The sequence below is a fragment of the Bacillus sp. EB106-04-02-XG92 genome (assembly GCF_058791995.1).
Genome location: NZ_JBYTEA010000006.1, coordinates 60,964 through 77,999 on the forward strand (window position 1 = coordinate 60,964; position 17,036 = coordinate 77,999).

The window sequence follows — 17,036 nt, forward strand, 5'->3', positions numbered from 1 at the left end:
TGATTGACATAATATTTTGACGATAATATAATAAATCTCGAATTCAAGATAACTTGTAAAGGATTGGGAATTATGAGCGTGATTAACGATGAGAGCCTATATTTAAAGTTATTTGTTATATTATGAAGGGAATTACAGTCAATCACTAAATGTATTGCAAAGGATATAAAAAATTATGGACTTAATCCAACTGAATTTGCAGTGCGTGAGCTACTATACAGTAAAAGCGATCAGCTTATACAAAAACTTGGAGACAAAATATTACTTGCAAGTAGTAGTATCACGTACGCGTCAAATATTTCAGAAGGTATTGAATTAATGGACACTATTTTTCCTCAGCATAAAGGGGGATTCGGCAAATATTTGATAGTTTGGACTATATGGAGAAAAAATGATAATTAAACAGTTGAAAAAGTTAGGATGTTACACACAGAAATTGTAAGTTTTTAGAGGTTATTTCTGCTTAGTAATATCCTAATTAAATATAAATTAAATAAATAGGAGGAAAAATTAATAAATAGTAGTAAATTTATTGTAATGCAAAGTAAATAAATTATGTAATTGCAATTGATATAGTAAGAAAGATAGTTGTTATGTTAACGATATACATATCGTCCTTTTCATTATAAATCTTTCATAAAGCGGAGAGTGGGTATCAAGAATGGAATTACGTCATTTAGAGTATTTTATTCAAGTTTGTAATAATAATAGTTTTACTAAAGCTGCGGAAGTTCTAGGTATTTCACAGCCGACTTTAAGCCAACAAATCCGTGTGTTAGAAGGTGAACTTGATACACCCTTGTTTCATCGAGTTGGAAGAGGTATCAAAATGACAGAAGCGGGTAAGCTGCTATTTGATAAAGGAAAATTTATCATGCAACAATTTGATGACGTTTATAATGAAATTTTTGAATTAAAGGGTGTAAAAAGAGGGGTAATTACTATAGGAGGTTTATTAGAGGATCTCACTTATTTAACACCTTATATTATGAAGTTTCAACAACATTATCCTAACATCGTAGTAAAAATTATAGAATCCGAAGTTGCTGTAAATCAAATCGTTGATAAAAATATTGATATAGGCATCACGCGTAGTGCTCAAATTCCAGACACATTAACAAGCACCCTTTTGTATAGAGAAGAGCTTGTCCTTGTCATTCCAAAAAATCATTCTTTGAATGAAACATCATTTGTTTCTTTTCGAGAATTAGTAGGGCTCAGTAGAATAATGGTTTCATGTAGTTGTCGTGAATCTATTAAAATATATTGTGAGAGTTTAGGGTTATCTTTATCTGAAGCAAATATAGAAACAAAATCTTCTATTTCTCTATTGAGCCTTGTATACAATGGACATGGGGTTGCCATAATACCTCTTTCACTGGTTAACTTTGTTAATAATGATACTTTGAGCATAGTTCGTATTATTGACCCAACACCAAGTCAAGATATTAATCTTATTCACTTTGATGATAAATTTTTAAGTTTTGCAGCACGTATCTTTATGCAGAAGTTAAATAATCCTGAAAAAGTATTAGTATAATAAAAATAATAATGATTATAGTGTGAGAATTAAACATGATACATAATTCTTGGGAGAAGACCTAAATTACAGTCAAAGGGTAAGTAGATTTATATGTGTGGTGTAGTCGCTTCAAAATGGAATACCATGGACTTTTACTTAAGGGGAAAAGGACAGACTTTGCAAGGAGAGAAGGCTGTTAAAAACAAGTCAAGTTAATCAATTAACTCTTTGGTCTTATCGCATAGTAATAGATTCCATTAGGGATATACTGCTATTTATTTTTACATATTCTTATTGCATAAAAAAAACCACCGGCATTATACCGGTGGTTTTGACTTAGAAAGCAAAGCAAGTACAACCAATACCCCATTTAGTTCCATCTTTTCCTATTACGGTATGAGTGTGTTGATGGAGAGGGTTACTGCAACTATGTAACTTGTGATCATGGGCATCGTGAGAAAGTATAGTGTGGGCTAGGTTAGCACCACCATAACCATAAACTCCCGTCGGTGACCAATCAGGTGATGCTGGTGGCAATTCAGGTGATAAATTTTTAAATTCATCATTTCCATAAACAACCTGCCCACCCATAATGGTGAGTAATGATTCAAGGTTCTTGATTTCTTCTTCTGGCACAGTAAAGTAGTCAGCAGACAATACAGCAAGATCAGCAAACTGACCTACTGCAAGGGTTCCTTTTTTACCTTCATCACCAGAGAACCACGCACTTCCTTTTGAATATAATTCCAGGGCTACTTTTCTATCAAGTTTATTTTTTTCATCGTATATCGAAAGTCCACCAATGGTTTTTCCGGCAACCATCCAGTAAAGAGCGACCCAAGGGTTATAGCTGGAAACCCTAGTTGCATCACTACCGGCGCCAACAGGTATACCTAGGTCTAACATCCGATAAATTGGAGGAGTACGCTTTGCAGCTTCCTTTCCGTATAAATCAACAAAGTATTCACCTTGAAAAGCCATGCGGTCTTGGATGGCAATACCGCCATTTAAAGTCTTAACACGTTCCATACTACGATCTGAGATTGTTTCTGCATGGTCAAACCACCATCTTAGACCATTAAAAGGGATTTCTTTGTTGACTTCCTCAAATACATTTAAAAATCGTGTGATTGACTCGTCATAAGTTGCATGTAAACGGAATGGCCAACGGTTTTCCACTAATAGAGAAATTACTTTCTTTAAGTCAGCTTCCATCATCGTAGCTAGTTCAGGACTTGGCATTTGAAATTTTTCGAAATCGGCTGCCGAGAATACTAACATTTCTCCGGCACCATTCATTTTATACTTATCAGTTCCTTGACCTGGAGAAACAATTTTGGCCCATGAAGCAAAGTCTTCATATTCATGATTAGGATTTTGCGTAAATAGATTATAAGCAATACGCAAAGTTAATTGTTCCTTCTCGGCTAAATGTTCAACAACTTTGTAATCATCAGGATAATTTTGGAATCCGCCACCTGCGTCAATAGCACTTGTAATACCCAATCTATTTAATTCGCGCATAAAATGGCGAGTTGAATTAATCTGGTCGTCAAAATGAAGTATTGGAGCTTTACCCAGACTAGAATAAAGAATAGAAGCGTTAGGATTCGCAATTAAAAGGCCCGTTGGATTACCTCGTTTATCCCGCTCAATTAAGCAACCTGGAGGGTCTGGGGTATCTTTTGTGTACCCCAGTGCACGCAGCCCAGCACGATTTACAAGTGCTCTATCGTAAAGATGTAGCACAAAGACAGGCGTGTCTTCAGAAACAGCATTAATCTCTTCCAGAGTTGGCAACCGTCTCTCTTTAAATTGAAATTCAGACCAACCTCCAACTACTCTTACCCACTGAGGAGCAGGTGTACGCCTTGCCTGTTCTTTGAGCATTTCGAGAGCTATGGCAAGTGAAGGCACACCTTCCCATCGTAATTCCATATTATAATGAAGACCGCCACGAATAACGTGTATATGAGAGTCATTCAAGCCTGGAATAGCTCTCTTTCTTTTAAGGTCTATTTTTTTTGTTTTTTCTGTGGCACTATTAAGAATTTCATCTTCACCTACTACAGTTATTAAACCATCAGTTATGGCGATAGCAGATACCTCAGGTTGAGAGGGATTAAGGGTAGTAATTTTTCCGTTATATAAGATCATATCCGGTACATTCATATTCGCACCTCGTCTACTTCCTATTATTTTGTAACCATGGATGAAATAATTTACCGAAAATCGGCATAACTACCCATGATAGCAAGGACACTATACATACAGAAACGAAAAAAGCGGACATAATAGGATCCATATGTTTTATAATAGGTCCTATCAATTTAGGAACTAACATGCTAAGAGGCCATACACCCAGAAGGGTAACGATAGACATTTTCCATTTTGGCGGTGGAATTGGCGTTTTCGGAGTAACAAACCAATAAGCCAAACTACTTTCAGTTTTGTAACTTGGATTAGTAACTTGAAATTGTTCTGCCTTTTTTAACAAATCTCGGCGAACATCTGATTCTTGCCAAGCACGTAGATGCTCATACGTATCAAAGCGAAAAATAACAGTATACTCTCTGGATTCGTTATTTGGGACTATTAGATTTACACCTAAATGCCCTTGGAATTTAGTAGCGGCAGCTTCGATTTCATGTCTCCATGTTTCAAACTGTTTTTCTTTACCTTGTTGAATTTTCCATGTAACAATCGTTGTTACTGGATCGGCAGCATCCATCGTGTTCCCTGTATGAGTCTCTTCGACAGCTACTCCTTCGTGTTTCATATTTTCCTGCTTGGAAGCGCGCCATGCACCATAGTATATGCGTATTCTACACCTTGACCATAAGCACCAGTGTGTTCCTTTACAATCTCCATTACAGCGTCATAAGTGTCTTTGTGTGCCCAGTCACGTTGGTATTCAAGTAAAACTTGAATTGCTGTCACTGGAATTGCACCAGCTTGTTCTACACGACGCATAGCAGCGTTATGTGCTGTCAAACTAGTGCCACCTGAAGCATCATCAACTGCATACACCTCATAGCCAGCTTTAATTGCTTCAAGCACAGGGAATGCAAGGCAAACTTCAGTCCAAAGTGCTGCAAATATTAATTTCTTTCTACCTGTTGCTTTAACTGCTTCAACAAATTTTGGATCTTCCCAAGAGTTCATTGAACTGCGTTCTATAATTTCATGGTTTGGGAATATGTCAAGAATTTGTGGCCAAAAATAACCAGAAAAGCTGCGTGTCTCAACTGTAGTAAGAATAGTAGGTACGTTAAAAGTTTTTGCTGATTTAGCAAGCAGCATAACGTTATTAATCAATGTTTGTCTATCAATACTTGCAACTCCAAAAGTCATTTGAGGTTGAAAATCAATCAAAATTAAGGCACTGTTCTCCGGATTTAACAATTCTAAGTTACTCATAATAAAACACTCCTTTTTTTATTATTTTCAAAAAGTTAATTTAAGCTGTAACCATAAAAATAAAAGCTTTTCTATACTTTTTAATTTAAAATTTAGTGCTGATTTAATCAGCACTAAATCTATAATATCTACTTTAAAAAAGTAATTGAAAGCTATTTCTTTGGAATATATTTATGCATTTTGTTTACTAAGATCTCGTTGAGCTCCTAAATAGCTTCCAATTATATTTTGATAACCTGGAAGATTACTAGCAAGTAAATTGCCAAAACCTTCGACATCGTTGCGCCAATCCCGTTGTAATTCGCAAGCTACACTAAACCAGTTCATAAGTTGCACACCATTATGTGCCATACGCGTATTGGCAGCATCTGCAACTTGTTTACTGAAAGTTCCTGAAGCATCAGTAACAGCAAATACTTCATATCCAGCTTTTATAGCGGAAAGTGCCGGGAAAGCAACACAAACGTCCGTAACTACGCCCGCGATGATAAGTTGTTTTTTTCCAGTTTTTTCGATTGCTTTTACAAAATCATCATTATCCCATGCGTTAATTTGTCCAGGTCGAGCTATTTTTTGTGCGTGAGGAAAGAGATCAACCAATTCTTGCATTAAAGGTCCATTAGGTCCGTTTTCAAAGCTAGTTGTTAAAATAACTGGTAAATCAAAAAACTTAGCAGTGTGAGCAAGAGCTAAAACATTGTTTTTGAATTCATCAACACCATAGTCACGTACTAGTCCGGACATAAGACCAGTTTGATGGTCTACTAAAAGAACGACAGCATCATCTTTGTTAATACGAGAATAGAGATCAGTCATTATGTATTCCTCCTAAAAATTAAGTAATCGAAGAAAGTTTAAATAGTCGAATACTATCATAAGTTTCTTCGTTTATAACTAAGCTGACCAATAATATTGGTTATAGCAGCCTTCACAGAACATGAAGTGCTATACAAATTTATAGTATTTGAAAACAGATTCGTTAATCAATTCTAAATTATCTATAATTTGCATAGGTCGTAACTATAGTTGTTTTCACTATAAAATAGATTGGTTTTACCTATACATCCTATAGATAGAACGATATTGATAGTCACCTATTTTTGTTATTAGAATTGAATAGGAGGAATGTTCAGCAATTACTTCGTTATGAAAAAGGTATGAGAGGGGAATTGTTTCATAAACAGAAAATGAATTCACCGGAAGAATAGAGTTTCATGCTTAGCGTTCACAATATAAATCTGTATAAATAGGTTATGAGATTCATCCGGATTATTGAAGAAAAGGATACATATTAAAGGAGGTAGGAGAATGGCTAAAATTACTGTAGGAACCGAAAATCAAGCACCAATTGAGATATATTATGAGGATCATGGCACAGGAAACCCAGTTGTACTCATTCATGGTTGGCCGTTAAGTGGTCGATCTTGGGAATACCAAGTTCCAGCTCTTGTTGAGGCTGGATACAGAGTTATAACATATGATCGTCGAGGATTTGGAAAATCATCTCAGCCGTGGGAAGGGTATGAATATGATACCTTTACTTCTGATTTACATCAACTATTAGAACATTTAGAGCTTCAAAATGTCACACTTGTTGGTTTTTCTATGGGTGGAGGCGAAGTAGCCCGGTATATTGGGAAATTTGGAACGAATAGAGTAGAGAAGGCTGTATTTGCAGGAGCTGTACCACCATTCCTTTACAAGTCAGCAGAACATCCTGAGGGTGTATTAGATGATGTAGCAATTCAAGGATTTGAAAATGGAGTAAAAAGTGATCGCCTAGCATTCCTTGATGAGTTTACGAAAGGATTTTTTGCTGCTGGAGATCGAACTGACTTAGTTAGTGAACCATTTCGACTTTACAATAGGGATATCGCTGCAGGTGCATCACCTAAAGGAACACTAGATTGTATCGCTGCTTTCAGCAAAACAGACTTCAGAGGCGATTTAGCTAAGGTTAATATACCTACCCTTATTATTCATGGTGATTCAGATGCGACTGTACCATTTGAATATAGTGGGAAATTAACACATGAAGCAATTCCTAAGTCTAAAGTAACGTTAATAAAGGGTGGTCCACATGGGCTAAATGCAACGCATGCCAAAGAATTTAATGAAGCACTCCTATTATTTTTAAAGGACTGATTACAACTATATAATTGTTAATTGATAACTTATAAACAAGTTAAAATAAAGCTTTATAAAAGATGCTCTTGGATAAATCCAGGAGCATCTTTTTAAATGGTGATATTGAGATGTTAGGTTGATAAATCTCCAGTAGTTTTGGATTGAATATTCTTCTTAACAGCTAAAATGTATTGATTAGAGTTTTTTAGATTTCTTAGAAGTATTGTTATATTACTATCAAGATAATATTTTGAATAATCCTCAAAAAAAGAAATGTTTTGTCAGAAAATAATAAAATCTTATTAATTTTTATAATTAGTTGAATTTTTATAGAAATAATTCTCTTAATATATTAAAATAACATCGTATTATGTCAGATTTTAATTATTAGGGGAGAGAAATTTTATGTTGAAAAAAATCATTCCAGTTGCTTTAGCAATAAGTACAGTTACTTTTACTAGTGTATTTGCTTTGCCTTCAGTACAAGCGAGTACAGAACCAAACCGCTACATAGATGTGCAAATGCTCGGTATTAACGATTTTCATGGGCAACTAGACACTGTAAAAAAAATTAACAATAAAGATGCAGGGGGAATTGAGTACTTAGGGGCTTATTTACGTGATCGTGAAAAACAAAATCCGAATACATTAAAGGTACATGCTGGCGATGTTGTTGGAGCAAGTACTCCTGTTTCAGCATTATTACAAGACGAACCTACGATTGAATTTCTAAATGATTTGAAATTCGATGTTGGAACTATAGGAAATCATGAATTTGATGAAGGTGTTGCGGAAATGAACCGCCTTATTTATGGTGGATACCATGAGAAAACAGGGAATTTTAAAGGAGCAAAATTCCCATATGTTGCCGCAAATTTCTATAATAAATCCACTGGTCGTTTATATTTACCACCATTCACTATAAAAAAGGTACAAGGAGTTCCTGTTGGATTCATCGGAGTCGTAACAACGGATGTTCCTAACCTTGTTATGCCTACTATGCTAAAGAATGTAGAAATTACAGATGAAGTTGAAGCTATTAACAAATCCGTAAAGCAATTAAAAAAACTAGGCGTTAAATCTATCGTTGTTCTTGCGCATAACGGAGGTATAACAGATGGGAACGGTGTAACAAATGGTGATATCGTCCGATTAGCAAATGAGACTGATCCAGAAGTCGATGTTATTTTTGGTGGGCATAGCCACACTTATGTAAATGGAACTGTTAATAATAAACTTGTCGTACAAGCAAATTCTTATGGTATGGCTTTTGCTGATGTTGATGTAAAGATCGATCGTAAAACACAAGATATTGTTGAGAAAAAAGCAGAAATTGTTACAACTTACCATGAAGGCATGGAGCCTGATAAAAAAATAAAGAAGAAGATGGAGAAATATCAAGCGAAAATCGCACCTCTTGTCAATGAAGTTGTAGGTAAATCTATTGCTCCACTAGATCGTAAACTCAATACGGCTGGTGAATCTACTCTCGGAAATTTAGTTGCTGATGCCCAGCGTGCAACAATGCAATCTCAAATTGCACTTATGAATCCTGGTGGTATTCGTAATGACTTAGATGCTGGTGATATTACATGGGGAGAGATATATGGTATTCAACCATTCGGAAATCAATTAATAAAAGTAAATTTAACAGGCCAAGACATTCGTGATATTTTAAATCAACAATGGCAAAAAGACATAACAAGAATGCTTCAAATTTCAGGGATCCAATACACTTGGGATTCGAACAAGCCTAATGGAGAAAAAGTAACAAGTATTCGCTTAACAAATGGAGAAGAAATTATTCCTTCTAAAACTTACAGCGTCGTTGCTAACGCATTTTTAGCTTCAGGTGGAGATGGATTTGTATCCTTTAAAAACGGTAAAGATGCTGAAGCAGGGCCAACTGATTTTGAAGCGTTAGTAGATTATATAAAAAAATCAAAAGAACCAATTCAGTCTATTATTGATGGAAGAATTCAAAAAACAAATTAGGTTTTTATTAATCTCAAAAACAAATAGATTACCTGTACGCTATAATTTTTCGTGTGCAGGTAATCTATTTTTTTGGATTTGAAATAGAGCCTTACCGTGGCCGGTGGATATACCACCTAGATGCAGAGCGCAGAAAAAAATGAAGTAAACACAAAATACCTCCTAAACTAACTCTATGATGAAGAGAATACATTGCAAAAAAACAAAATTTGGAACTTCCTATTAGCCAAATATTAACTACACTACAATGGATTGAAGCTCATGTAGTTTTATATTCGTATGAGTGAATTAAGGATTTCTTAAGAACCTATTAAGAAATAAGTGAGTTTTAGGAACTAGAATAAATGTATCTTAACAGTAATAAGGGAGTTAATGGTTTTAACGGAAGTCCTTATATTATGTTGAAAATTAATAAAGATGTATTTCAGGAGGTTTTTATGAAAAAGAAAATGATTATTGCAATTGTTGCTTCTGCTATAACATTCACTAATTTTGTAGGAAGTACTTATGCAGATTCGAAAACAGAAGTTTCTGTTACAGCTCCATACAATACAAATCAAATAGTGGAATGGTTAGAAGCACATGCAAAGCCTTTAAAAACAACTAATCCAACTGCATCTCTTAATGATTTAAAATCACTTAAGAATATGGTAGGTTCAGCTTCAATTGTAGGTTTAGGTGAAGCTACACATGGGGCTCATGAAGTTTTTACAATGAAACACCGTATTGTTAATTACTTAGTATCTGAAAAGGGCTTTACCAACTTAGTTTTAGAAGAGGGGTGGGACAGAGCTTTGGAACTTGATAGATATGTTCTTACTGGTAAGGGAAACCCAAGCCAACATCTATCACCTACATTTAAGACGAAAGAAATGTTGGATTTACTTGATTGGATTCGGCAATATAATGCTAATCCAAAACATAAATCTAAAGTGCGTGTCATCGGGATGGATATTCAATCAGTAAATGAGAATGTTTATAATAATATAATAGAATATACAAAGAGGAACAATTCAGATCTTGTGCCTAGAATAGAAGCGAAGATAAAAGGTCTTATTCCTGTAACAAAGGATATGAATACTTTTGAGAGCCTTTCGAAAGAAGAAAAAGAAAAGTATATTTCAGATGCTAAACAAATTGGTGCTTTATTAGAACAAAATAAAAGTTATCTAAATGGAAAATCCAAAGAGTTTGCATGGATAAAACAAAATGCCCGTATTATTGAACAGTTTACTACAATGTTAGCGTCACCGCCTGATAAACCATCGGATATCTTTTTGAAACATGATATCGCAATGTATGAAAATGCGAAGTGGACTGAAGAACATTTAGGAAAAACCATTGTATGGGGACATAATGGGCACGTTTCGAAAACAAATATGATTCCTTTTATATACCCTAAAGTAGCTGGGCAGCATTTAGCAGAATACTATGGAAAACGGTATGTATCTATTGGAACGTCAGTTTACGAAGGACAATATAATGTCTATAATAGTGACGGTGAATTTGGTCCATATGGAACATTGAAATCAGATGATCCAAAAAGTTATAACTATATCTTTGGACAGGTCAAAAAAGATCAATTTTTTATTGATTTACGTAAGGCGAACGGAGTGACAAAAACTTGGTTAAACGAACAACATCCAATTTTCGCTGGGATAACTACCGAAGGGCCTACTATACCAAAAACTGTTGATATATCATTAGGGAAATCATTTGATATACTTGTTCAAATTCAAAAAGTGAGTCCATCTCAAGTGCATCAATAAAAGTAGAATCATATGTCTTAATGATAAAGTGATAAATGTTTCATATAGCGCTATGAAATTTTGTTATATAGCAAGAAAAATAATCATATTAGAAAAAATCAGCAATGTAACTTATTAAGAGAAAAAAGAATATTCAATATTTAAAACGCAAAAAACACCGAAGCGACATCGGTGTTTTTTTGCGTTTTCGGGCACAGATGCTACTTCAATCCTATCATTATAGAAACGATTTCGAATGTAAGGAATTCGTAAGGGATAGGTAAGGAAAAAGAGATTTTCATTGTGTAAGATAAAAATATGAGGAGGCGTGAAGGGGGAATAAGTACGGCCTACATATAAAACAATCAGTAACAAGAGTGTTTTGTGAAAATAATGAGTACAATGATTGCAAATGTATTGTTGCCTTTTCATCATTGGGAGAATGGATAGCTGTGTGGCTCGTATATGACACTGCTATCAACTATCTATACAATTTTAATAGAAGAGAGGAATTTTTTATGAAAACACGCAGTAAAATTACATGTGCAAGTCTAGCACTTTTAATAGGTGGAAGTTCCCTGTTATACATAACACCAACATCAGTTGTAAAAGCAGAACCCGCGCAAAATGTATCTAGTTCGTTACAAACAAGTACGCAAAGCGATCGTACTTCCGTTAAGAAAGCAATGCGAGATGAACTGCAACTTGGATACCCAGGAATACTCGCTAAAATTTCTAAGGGGGGTAAAACTTGGAGTTATACAGCTGGGGTAGCGGATCTGAAAACTAAGAAACCAATGAAAGCAGATTTTCGCTTTCGCATTGGCAGTGTGACGAAAACGTTCATTGCAACAGTTCTACTTCAATTATCTGGAGAGAACCGTTTGAATTTAGACGACCCCATTGAAAAATGGTTGCCTGGTGTCATTCAAGGAAACGGATATGATGGTAACCAGATTACGATCCGGCAACTATTGAATCATACAAGTGGTATTGCTGACTATATAAATTCAAAAGACTTTGATATTACGGATATAAAAAAATCGTATACGGCTGAAGAATTTGTAAAGATGGGGATTTCTCTTCCACCAGACTTCGCTCCAGGGAAGGGTTGGTCTTATTCAAATACAGGATACGTAATACTAGGAATCCTTATCGAAAGAGTAACAGGAAACAGCTATGCGGAAGAGGTTGAAAATCGGATCATTGAACCGCTTGATTTGTCAAATACATTCCTACCTGGCAATTCAAGCGTGATTCCAGGCACTAAGCATGCCCGTGGCTATTTGCAACTAGACGGAGCGAGTGAGCTAAAAGACGTTACTTATATTAACCCAGGTAGCTCGGATGGAGATATAATTTCTAATGCTGACGACTTAAACAAATTCTTCTCTTACTTACTCAGTGGCAAAATACTGAAGGAACAGCAACTAAAACAAATGCTTACTACAGTTCCTACAGAAAGAGAGGGAACTAGATATGGCCTTGGAATTCTTGAAATTAAACTTCCGAACGGTGTTTCGATATGGGGACATAGGGGTGCCGTTCCAGGGTTTTCCACTTTTGTTGGTGGAACACTTGGAGGAAAACATATATTTGCTATCAATGCGAACAGTTTAAACATTAATAATCCGGAATTTTTTAAAGATATTTTACTTGCTGAATTTAGCAAGTAGGCAACAAGGAAAAACGAAAAAATTTTTTCATTTGTAATTTCAATCGGAATGGATTACCGCTTGAAATGAGTATAGATATAGGGGATGAAGTATGTAGAAACAATCAAACCAATCATGAGAGATGGCTAAGTAAAAGGATTGGTTTATACATTGGCCGATTAAAAGAGCAACACATATAATGAGTGATTATTATATGTTGTATTTTTATGGGTATTGTCACTAATTGTAAATTTATATAAGGTGCGAAGTCTAATTTAAGACTTCGCACTTTTTCCGTTTAACAGCTTTTATTGTGAAGCTATTAACAATAGAAAAAGGAGAATGTAACTAGTTATGCGGATGAATGTTGGTACATGCGCTATGTAGGATTTTTTTGGGGGGATATACAAAAAATAAATTTAGAAGAATATATGAATTAGAGACAAGAAAGCTCAAGTGAATTGAAAACCTTTACTTTTTTGTTTTGGAAATAGTATTTAATTAAACAGTATGGTACTTTATTTTAATAATTGAACAACTGCCTACTAAAAAAATTGATAGGCAGTTGCTTTGCTTTTGGGTGAAAAAAATGATTTTTCTTTAATCTGTAATAACAGTTATAAATTAATTTTAATTATCTTATGAAATAGGGAAAATTAATATAAGTTATAATTATTACTTGTTTTTTTGTTTTACTTGTTCTTTTAATTCATCAAGGGTCTTACCGCTAATATTGTCAGTAATAGTTTCATGTATTTCATTTTTTAATACAATTGTTTTTCCTGCAAGTTGTGCTTTGGAAGACATTTTACTTTCATTAATAGTTTCTATGTTTGTCTGAAGGTCTGCTTTGTTATTTTCATCAAAGGTAATTGCGAATGGTTCAATTGCTCCGTAGTAGTTACCAAATAATTGATCCTTCTTCAAAAACATCATATATTTTTTATTAACCATAGGTTCGATATATAAAGGATCCTTATTTTGCACCTCTTTAGTAGTTATCTTAGTAGCCTTTTTTGTAACTGTGCCATCTGGTGCAACAACTGCATTAGAATCTTCAAGTTTTACAGTTTCAGCGAAACGATGATTGATTTTTATTTGTTTATTTTCATTCACACCTTTAATTGTTTCGGAAATGTTGAAATTATATAGATGTCCTTCAACGTAATTTTCTTTGTCCTCTTCCGATGGATTACTTGGATTACGTGCCATATTCCACTTAGAGTCAAGACCTTCATATTCACCGATTACAACTAGATCTGCTTCATTAATCATTTGATTTAAATCACTTGTTGCAGGGAAATCTTTACTGAGAATAACAGTTTCGGTATTCTTATCTTCTTCAGCAACAGGGGAGAAGTGACTATTAAATGCTGAATATCCTCCCAAACCAATTACTGTAGCCAAAGGTATTGCAATTACCATAGTTTTTGCTTTTTTACTTAACATTAAGAAATCATCTCCTTTTTCTGTTAATAGATTGCATTTACACCATTTTTATCGTCAGTTTGAGGGACATGCATAGTAGTACGATTACGATTGCTGTTCATAATTGAAGTACCACTGTTGTGACCTATTCCTATTGCATGACCAAACTCATGGACTCCTGTACTTTTAGCAACATTTGATTTTGTAATATTTGTATTACCTGCGTTAATATCACCAGCAAATTTCGTTACTTTTTTAGTGGATGTATTATAAGATGTCTTCATTCTTCCATAATAAGTAGAGGAACTTTCAAACCAAGAGTTTAATGTGTTCACAGAAGAAGCAGAAACTGTAAAATTAATACGAGAAGCAGTGTACCAGGCTGAATCGGCAGCTTGCCAACCAGATTTGATGATACTTGAACCATCGTCTAATCTGTCTCCCCATTTATATGTAGCTGATTTTGAAGGCAGCTTCCATCCTTCTTTTACATAAGCCTCTGAAACGCCAACGCTTGAAAAAACAAACACAGTACCTAATAAAAATGCAGTAATCCCTTTTTTAAAATTCATATTATCCCTCCAAAGATTATTTTTAACAAGAGAATTATAGCACCATTCTCTTCTTTTGGATTAATATTTAATTAACATTTAGAATATTTTGTATTGAGAAAATATAATTTAGGGAGACTTTATTATAATGTATAAATATAAAGCAATGAAATGGTGTCTATGTTTATTCATATTTACTTTTTTAATTATTATTGGTAAAACAATTTGGTCCAGTATAGATGTGGCAGGAGTGTCTAGCGTGTCATCGAATTCTGAAACTATAGTATTAAATAAGACATTCAAAACTACAAATCATTTAAGCGAAATGGTTGAAGAAGCAGACGTAATTGTACTAGGTGAATATGACGGCTTATACTCTAAATGGAATATGGCAAACAGTTCATCACATGAGATTCAAAGTGAAGATGTTGAAGGCCATTTGTTTAGTTTTCATGTCAAAGAAATCTTAAAAGGGGACTATGTAAAGAATGAAATCTTAATAAATCATAGATATTCAGAAAATCTCGTATTAGAGGAAAGTAATGAAATCATTGATAAAAATGGAATCATTCTGAAAGGTGCTACGAAAGTGTTTACTAAAAAAGTAGAAAATAAAGATCCATTGTATATAAAACCAAAATCCGAGGAGACATATATAGTTTTTTTAAAAGAAAATAATAAACTTGGACATTTTTATCCAGCTTTAGAACCTTTTATGATTGAATTTGATTTAAGAAATATTGCACACTTAAAGAGCAATCTAATAAATTGGGATAAAAATAAATATAAATTTGAAACAAAGGTTAAGAATAAAACTTTTTTTATTGAAAATGACATAGATTCAACGATCAAAGATAACATTAGCGGAAAAAAATTGAGGGACATTAAGGATTTTGTGAAGAGGACTTCAAAAATGAAATAACATTGTAATAAGCTATATTTCTATTATTAATTGAAAGTTATTACCCTATAAATTCAGTCATTTATTATATAACTGAGTGCATAAAAAATGAACCGAATTCTAATAAATAACGTAAAAGCTAAAAGAGTTTCGCTTTGGAAACATCTCAAAATAGTGAACATACCTATATTAAAACCCAAATTTCTCAATTTAATGCTGAGATATTTGGGTTTTTCTAAAGTGATCAATTTTTTAAAAAATTTTTAGAAATTTAAAGATAAAGTATTGTATACATGTAAGTATGATTAAAAATGAAAAGTTGTAAATGCTAAATTTAATTAAATACGCTTTACTCTCTTTACCATTGGCTTGAGTGAATAGTTTATAGGAAATTACACTGGCTAAAGATGCGATAATTGTTCCAAGCCCTCCAATATTTACTCCTAGTAATAAAGCTTTCCAATCAGAAGTAAAGTTTGATAGAAGAATTGAAGTAGGAAAATTGCTAATCAATTGACTCAAAAATATGGAACTAAAGAAGACTGAAGTATCTCCTCTTAAATTAGCGCGAGCAAATGTCTCCAGCGCATCAGAATGGGAAATGTTTCCAATAAAAATAAAAAAACAGACAAAGGTTATTAGAAGAAAGTAATCGATCTTAAATAGTAAGTTTCTATCTAACGTAAATGCTGCCACCAATGTGACAATTAGCGCAATGTAATAATTAATGACACCAAAAATAGATGCAATGATAGTGATAAGTATTAAAATCCAGATGGTAGCTTTTTTTCGATTCTTCACGGTAATAACAGGTAGTTCTATTTTCAAATCTGTTTTTTGAAGTTTTTGAGTAAATATAAATAACAAACTAATTCCAAGTACAGCTAAAAGCAGGATTGAACCTAAAAATGGGATGAGCTTAATTCCATAGTAAGAATATAAGTATAAATTTTGTGGGTTTCCCATAGGCATCAAGCTACTACCGATGTTTGCCGCAATTGTTTGCAGGATGATTGTATCCATCATGTTCATTTGTGTTTTTTTACTAATGACAAGTGTTATTGGCACAAAAGTGAGGAGAGCGACATCATTTGTTACAAACATGGAGCAAATAAAGCATAACAAAATTAGAATAATAGATATTGATCTGCTGTTATTGCATTTATTTAAAATGGCAACGGCAAGTTTGTCTAATATCTTTAGCTGTTCAAAGGCCTTAATGGCCACCATTAGATTAAATAAGCTAATTAACACTTCAAAGTTAATATATTCAATCTTTGGCGAATATATTATGCAACTTACAATTGCTAGTATCAGTGAAATGGTAAGTACTATATCCTTTTTTAAAAATTCGAATTTCATAAGGAGTCTTTTTTTATTTTGAACGAATACTATTTCTTTCACAATACACCACCTGTAATCTATGTTAGTAGAATGAAACGCAAAGGAAATATACATTTAATAATAGATATTCAACAAATCTCACTAGGGGATTAATTGAGAAAACAAATGTTTTTTGTATGATACCATAAATAAATTAAATGTTTTATTTTTAAAATATTCTTATAATATCCTATCGATTCTTGATTTCAAATACTTTATATGAAGTTCTAAAAGAGAAAAAGTATGCATGTTTTTATGAAGAAAATAGAGGCTTGTCAAAGGTTAGGTAGAACGGAATCCGCGACG

13 protein-coding genes and 1 pseudogene are annotated in these 17,036 nt (G+C 33.7%); 7 read left to right on the forward strand and 7 right to left on the reverse strand.

What is annotated here, in order from left to right:
- Positions 1-72 precede the first annotated feature (72 nt).
- Positions 73-442, forward strand: a pseudogene (locus AC3WVA_RS16440) (MarR family transcriptional regulator).
- Positions 443-661: 219 nt separating this feature from the next.
- Entirely contained in the window at positions 662-1,540 is an 879-nt protein-coding gene (locus AC3WVA_RS16445; RefSeq protein ID WP_098346724.1) for a LysR family transcriptional regulator, read from the forward strand.
- A gap of 318 nt (positions 1,541-1,858) precedes the next feature.
- Here the strand turns inward: AC3WVA_RS16445 and AC3WVA_RS16450 are convergent, their stop codons facing one another.
- From AC3WVA_RS16450 to ycaC, 4 genes are all read right to left on the reverse strand, one after another.
- On the reverse strand, positions 1,859-3,694 hold the full coding sequence (locus tag AC3WVA_RS16450) for an amidohydrolase (RefSeq protein WP_492322041.1): 1,836 nt from the start codon (positions 3,692-3,694) through the stop codon (positions 1,859-1,861).
- Between the two features lie 13 nt (positions 3,695-3,707).
- A complete protein-coding gene (locus tag AC3WVA_RS16455) occupies positions 3,708-4,301 on the reverse strand; it encodes an antibiotic biosynthesis monooxygenase (protein WP_098521638.1) in 594 nt (197 codons plus the stop codon).
- The gene (locus tag AC3WVA_RS16460) at positions 4,298-4,942 is read right to left on the reverse strand and encodes a hydrolase (protein WP_000067162.1); all 645 of its coding nucleotides are present in this window, start codon (positions 4,940-4,942) and stop codon (positions 4,298-4,300) included. Before AC3WVA_RS16460 ends, AC3WVA_RS16455 begins: the two co-directional genes overlap by 4 nt.
- Positions 4,943-5,113: 171 nt before the next feature.
- Positions 5,114-5,758, reverse strand: coding sequence for an isochorismate family cysteine hydrolase YcaC (gene ycaC, locus AC3WVA_RS16465; protein ID WP_492322042.1), 645 nt, complete (start codon positions 5,756-5,758; stop codon positions 5,114-5,116).
- A gap of 492 nt (positions 5,759-6,250) precedes the next feature.
- Here ycaC and AC3WVA_RS16470 point away from each other — a divergent pair, with 492 nt between their 5' ends.
- From AC3WVA_RS16470 to AC3WVA_RS16485, 4 genes are all read left to right on the forward strand, one after another.
- On the forward strand, positions 6,251-7,087 hold the full coding sequence (locus AC3WVA_RS16470; RefSeq protein WP_098346723.1) for an alpha/beta fold hydrolase: 837 nt from the start codon (positions 6,251-6,253) through the stop codon (positions 7,085-7,087).
- Between the two features lie 387 nt (positions 7,088-7,474).
- The gene (locus tag AC3WVA_RS16475) at positions 7,475-9,064 is read left to right on the forward strand and encodes a bifunctional metallophosphatase/5'-nucleotidase (protein ID WP_098346722.1); all 1,590 of its coding nucleotides are present in this window, start codon (positions 7,475-7,477) and stop codon (positions 9,062-9,064) included.
- A 437-nt stretch (positions 9,065-9,501) separates the two neighbouring features.
- Positions 9,502-10,833 (forward strand): erythromycin esterase family protein, encoded by a 1,332-nt coding sequence (locus AC3WVA_RS16480; protein WP_098346721.1) that lies wholly within the window; start codon positions 9,502-9,504, stop codon positions 10,831-10,833.
- A 431-nt stretch (positions 10,834-11,264) separates the two neighbouring features.
- Complete coding sequence (locus AC3WVA_RS16485) at positions 11,265-12,488, forward strand: serine hydrolase domain-containing protein (RefSeq protein ID WP_492322043.1); 1,224 nt, start codon at positions 11,265-11,267, stop codon at positions 12,486-12,488.
- A 654-nt stretch (positions 12,489-13,142) separates the two neighbouring features.
- Here the strand turns inward: AC3WVA_RS16485 and AC3WVA_RS16490 are convergent.
- Complete coding sequence (locus AC3WVA_RS16490) at positions 13,143-13,916, reverse strand: hypothetical protein (RefSeq protein WP_000949362.1); 774 nt, start codon at positions 13,914-13,916, stop codon at positions 13,143-13,145.
- 23 nt (positions 13,917-13,939) lie between these two features.
- Positions 13,940-14,467 (reverse strand): matrixin family metalloprotease, encoded by a 528-nt coding sequence (locus AC3WVA_RS16495; protein ID WP_001009604.1) that lies wholly within the window; start codon positions 14,465-14,467, stop codon positions 13,940-13,942.
- A 127-nt stretch (positions 14,468-14,594) separates the two neighbouring features.
- On the opposite strand from AC3WVA_RS16495, the gene AC3WVA_RS16500 reads away from it, so the two are divergent.
- On the forward strand, positions 14,595-15,368 hold the full coding sequence (locus tag AC3WVA_RS16500; protein ID WP_098346719.1) for a hypothetical protein: 774 nt from the start codon (positions 14,595-14,597) through the stop codon (positions 15,366-15,368).
- A 231-nt stretch (positions 15,369-15,599) separates the two neighbouring features.
- Here AC3WVA_RS16500 and AC3WVA_RS16505 read toward each other — a convergent pair whose 3' ends face one another.
- Positions 15,600-16,751: an anion transporter gene (locus tag AC3WVA_RS16505; protein ID WP_098346718.1), complete on the reverse strand. Its 1,152-nt coding sequence runs from the start codon at positions 16,749-16,751 to the stop codon at positions 15,600-15,602.
- Positions 16,752-17,036 lie beyond the last annotated feature (285 nt).

Coding starts and splice junctions, on each gene's coding strand:
- AC3WVA_RS16445 (WP_098346724.1), top strand. CDS start 662: ATGGAATTACGTCATTTAGAGTATTTTATTCAAGTTTGTAATAATAAT.
- AC3WVA_RS16450 (WP_492322041.1), bottom strand. CDS start 3,694: ATGAATGTACCGGATATGATCTTATATAACGGAAAAATTACTACCCTT.
- AC3WVA_RS16455 (WP_098521638.1), bottom strand. CDS start 4,301: ATGAAACACGAAGGAGTAGCTGTCGAAGAGACTCATACAGGGAACACG.
- AC3WVA_RS16460 (WP_000067162.1), bottom strand. CDS start 4,942: ATGAGTAACTTAGAATTGTTAAATCCGGAGAACAGTGCCTTAATTTTG.
- ycaC (WP_492322042.1), bottom strand. CDS start 5,758: ATGACTGATCTCTATTCTCGTATTAACAAAGATGATGCTGTCGTTCTT.
- AC3WVA_RS16470 (WP_098346723.1), top strand. CDS start 6,251: ATGGCTAAAATTACTGTAGGAACCGAAAATCAAGCACCAATTGAGATA.
- AC3WVA_RS16475 (WP_098346722.1), top strand. CDS start 7,475: ATGTTGAAAAAAATCATTCCAGTTGCTTTAGCAATAAGTACAGTTACT.
- AC3WVA_RS16480 (WP_098346721.1), top strand. CDS start 9,502: ATGAAAAAGAAAATGATTATTGCAATTGTTGCTTCTGCTATAACATTC.
- AC3WVA_RS16490 (WP_000949362.1), bottom strand. CDS start 13,916: ATGTTAAGTAAAAAAGCAAAAACTATGGTAATTGCAATACCTTTGGCT.
- AC3WVA_RS16495 (WP_001009604.1), bottom strand. CDS start 14,467: ATGAATTTTAAAAAAGGGATTACTGCATTTTTATTAGGTACTGTGTTT.
- AC3WVA_RS16500 (WP_098346719.1), top strand. CDS start 14,595: ATGTATAAATATAAAGCAATGAAATGGTGTCTATGTTTATTCATATTT.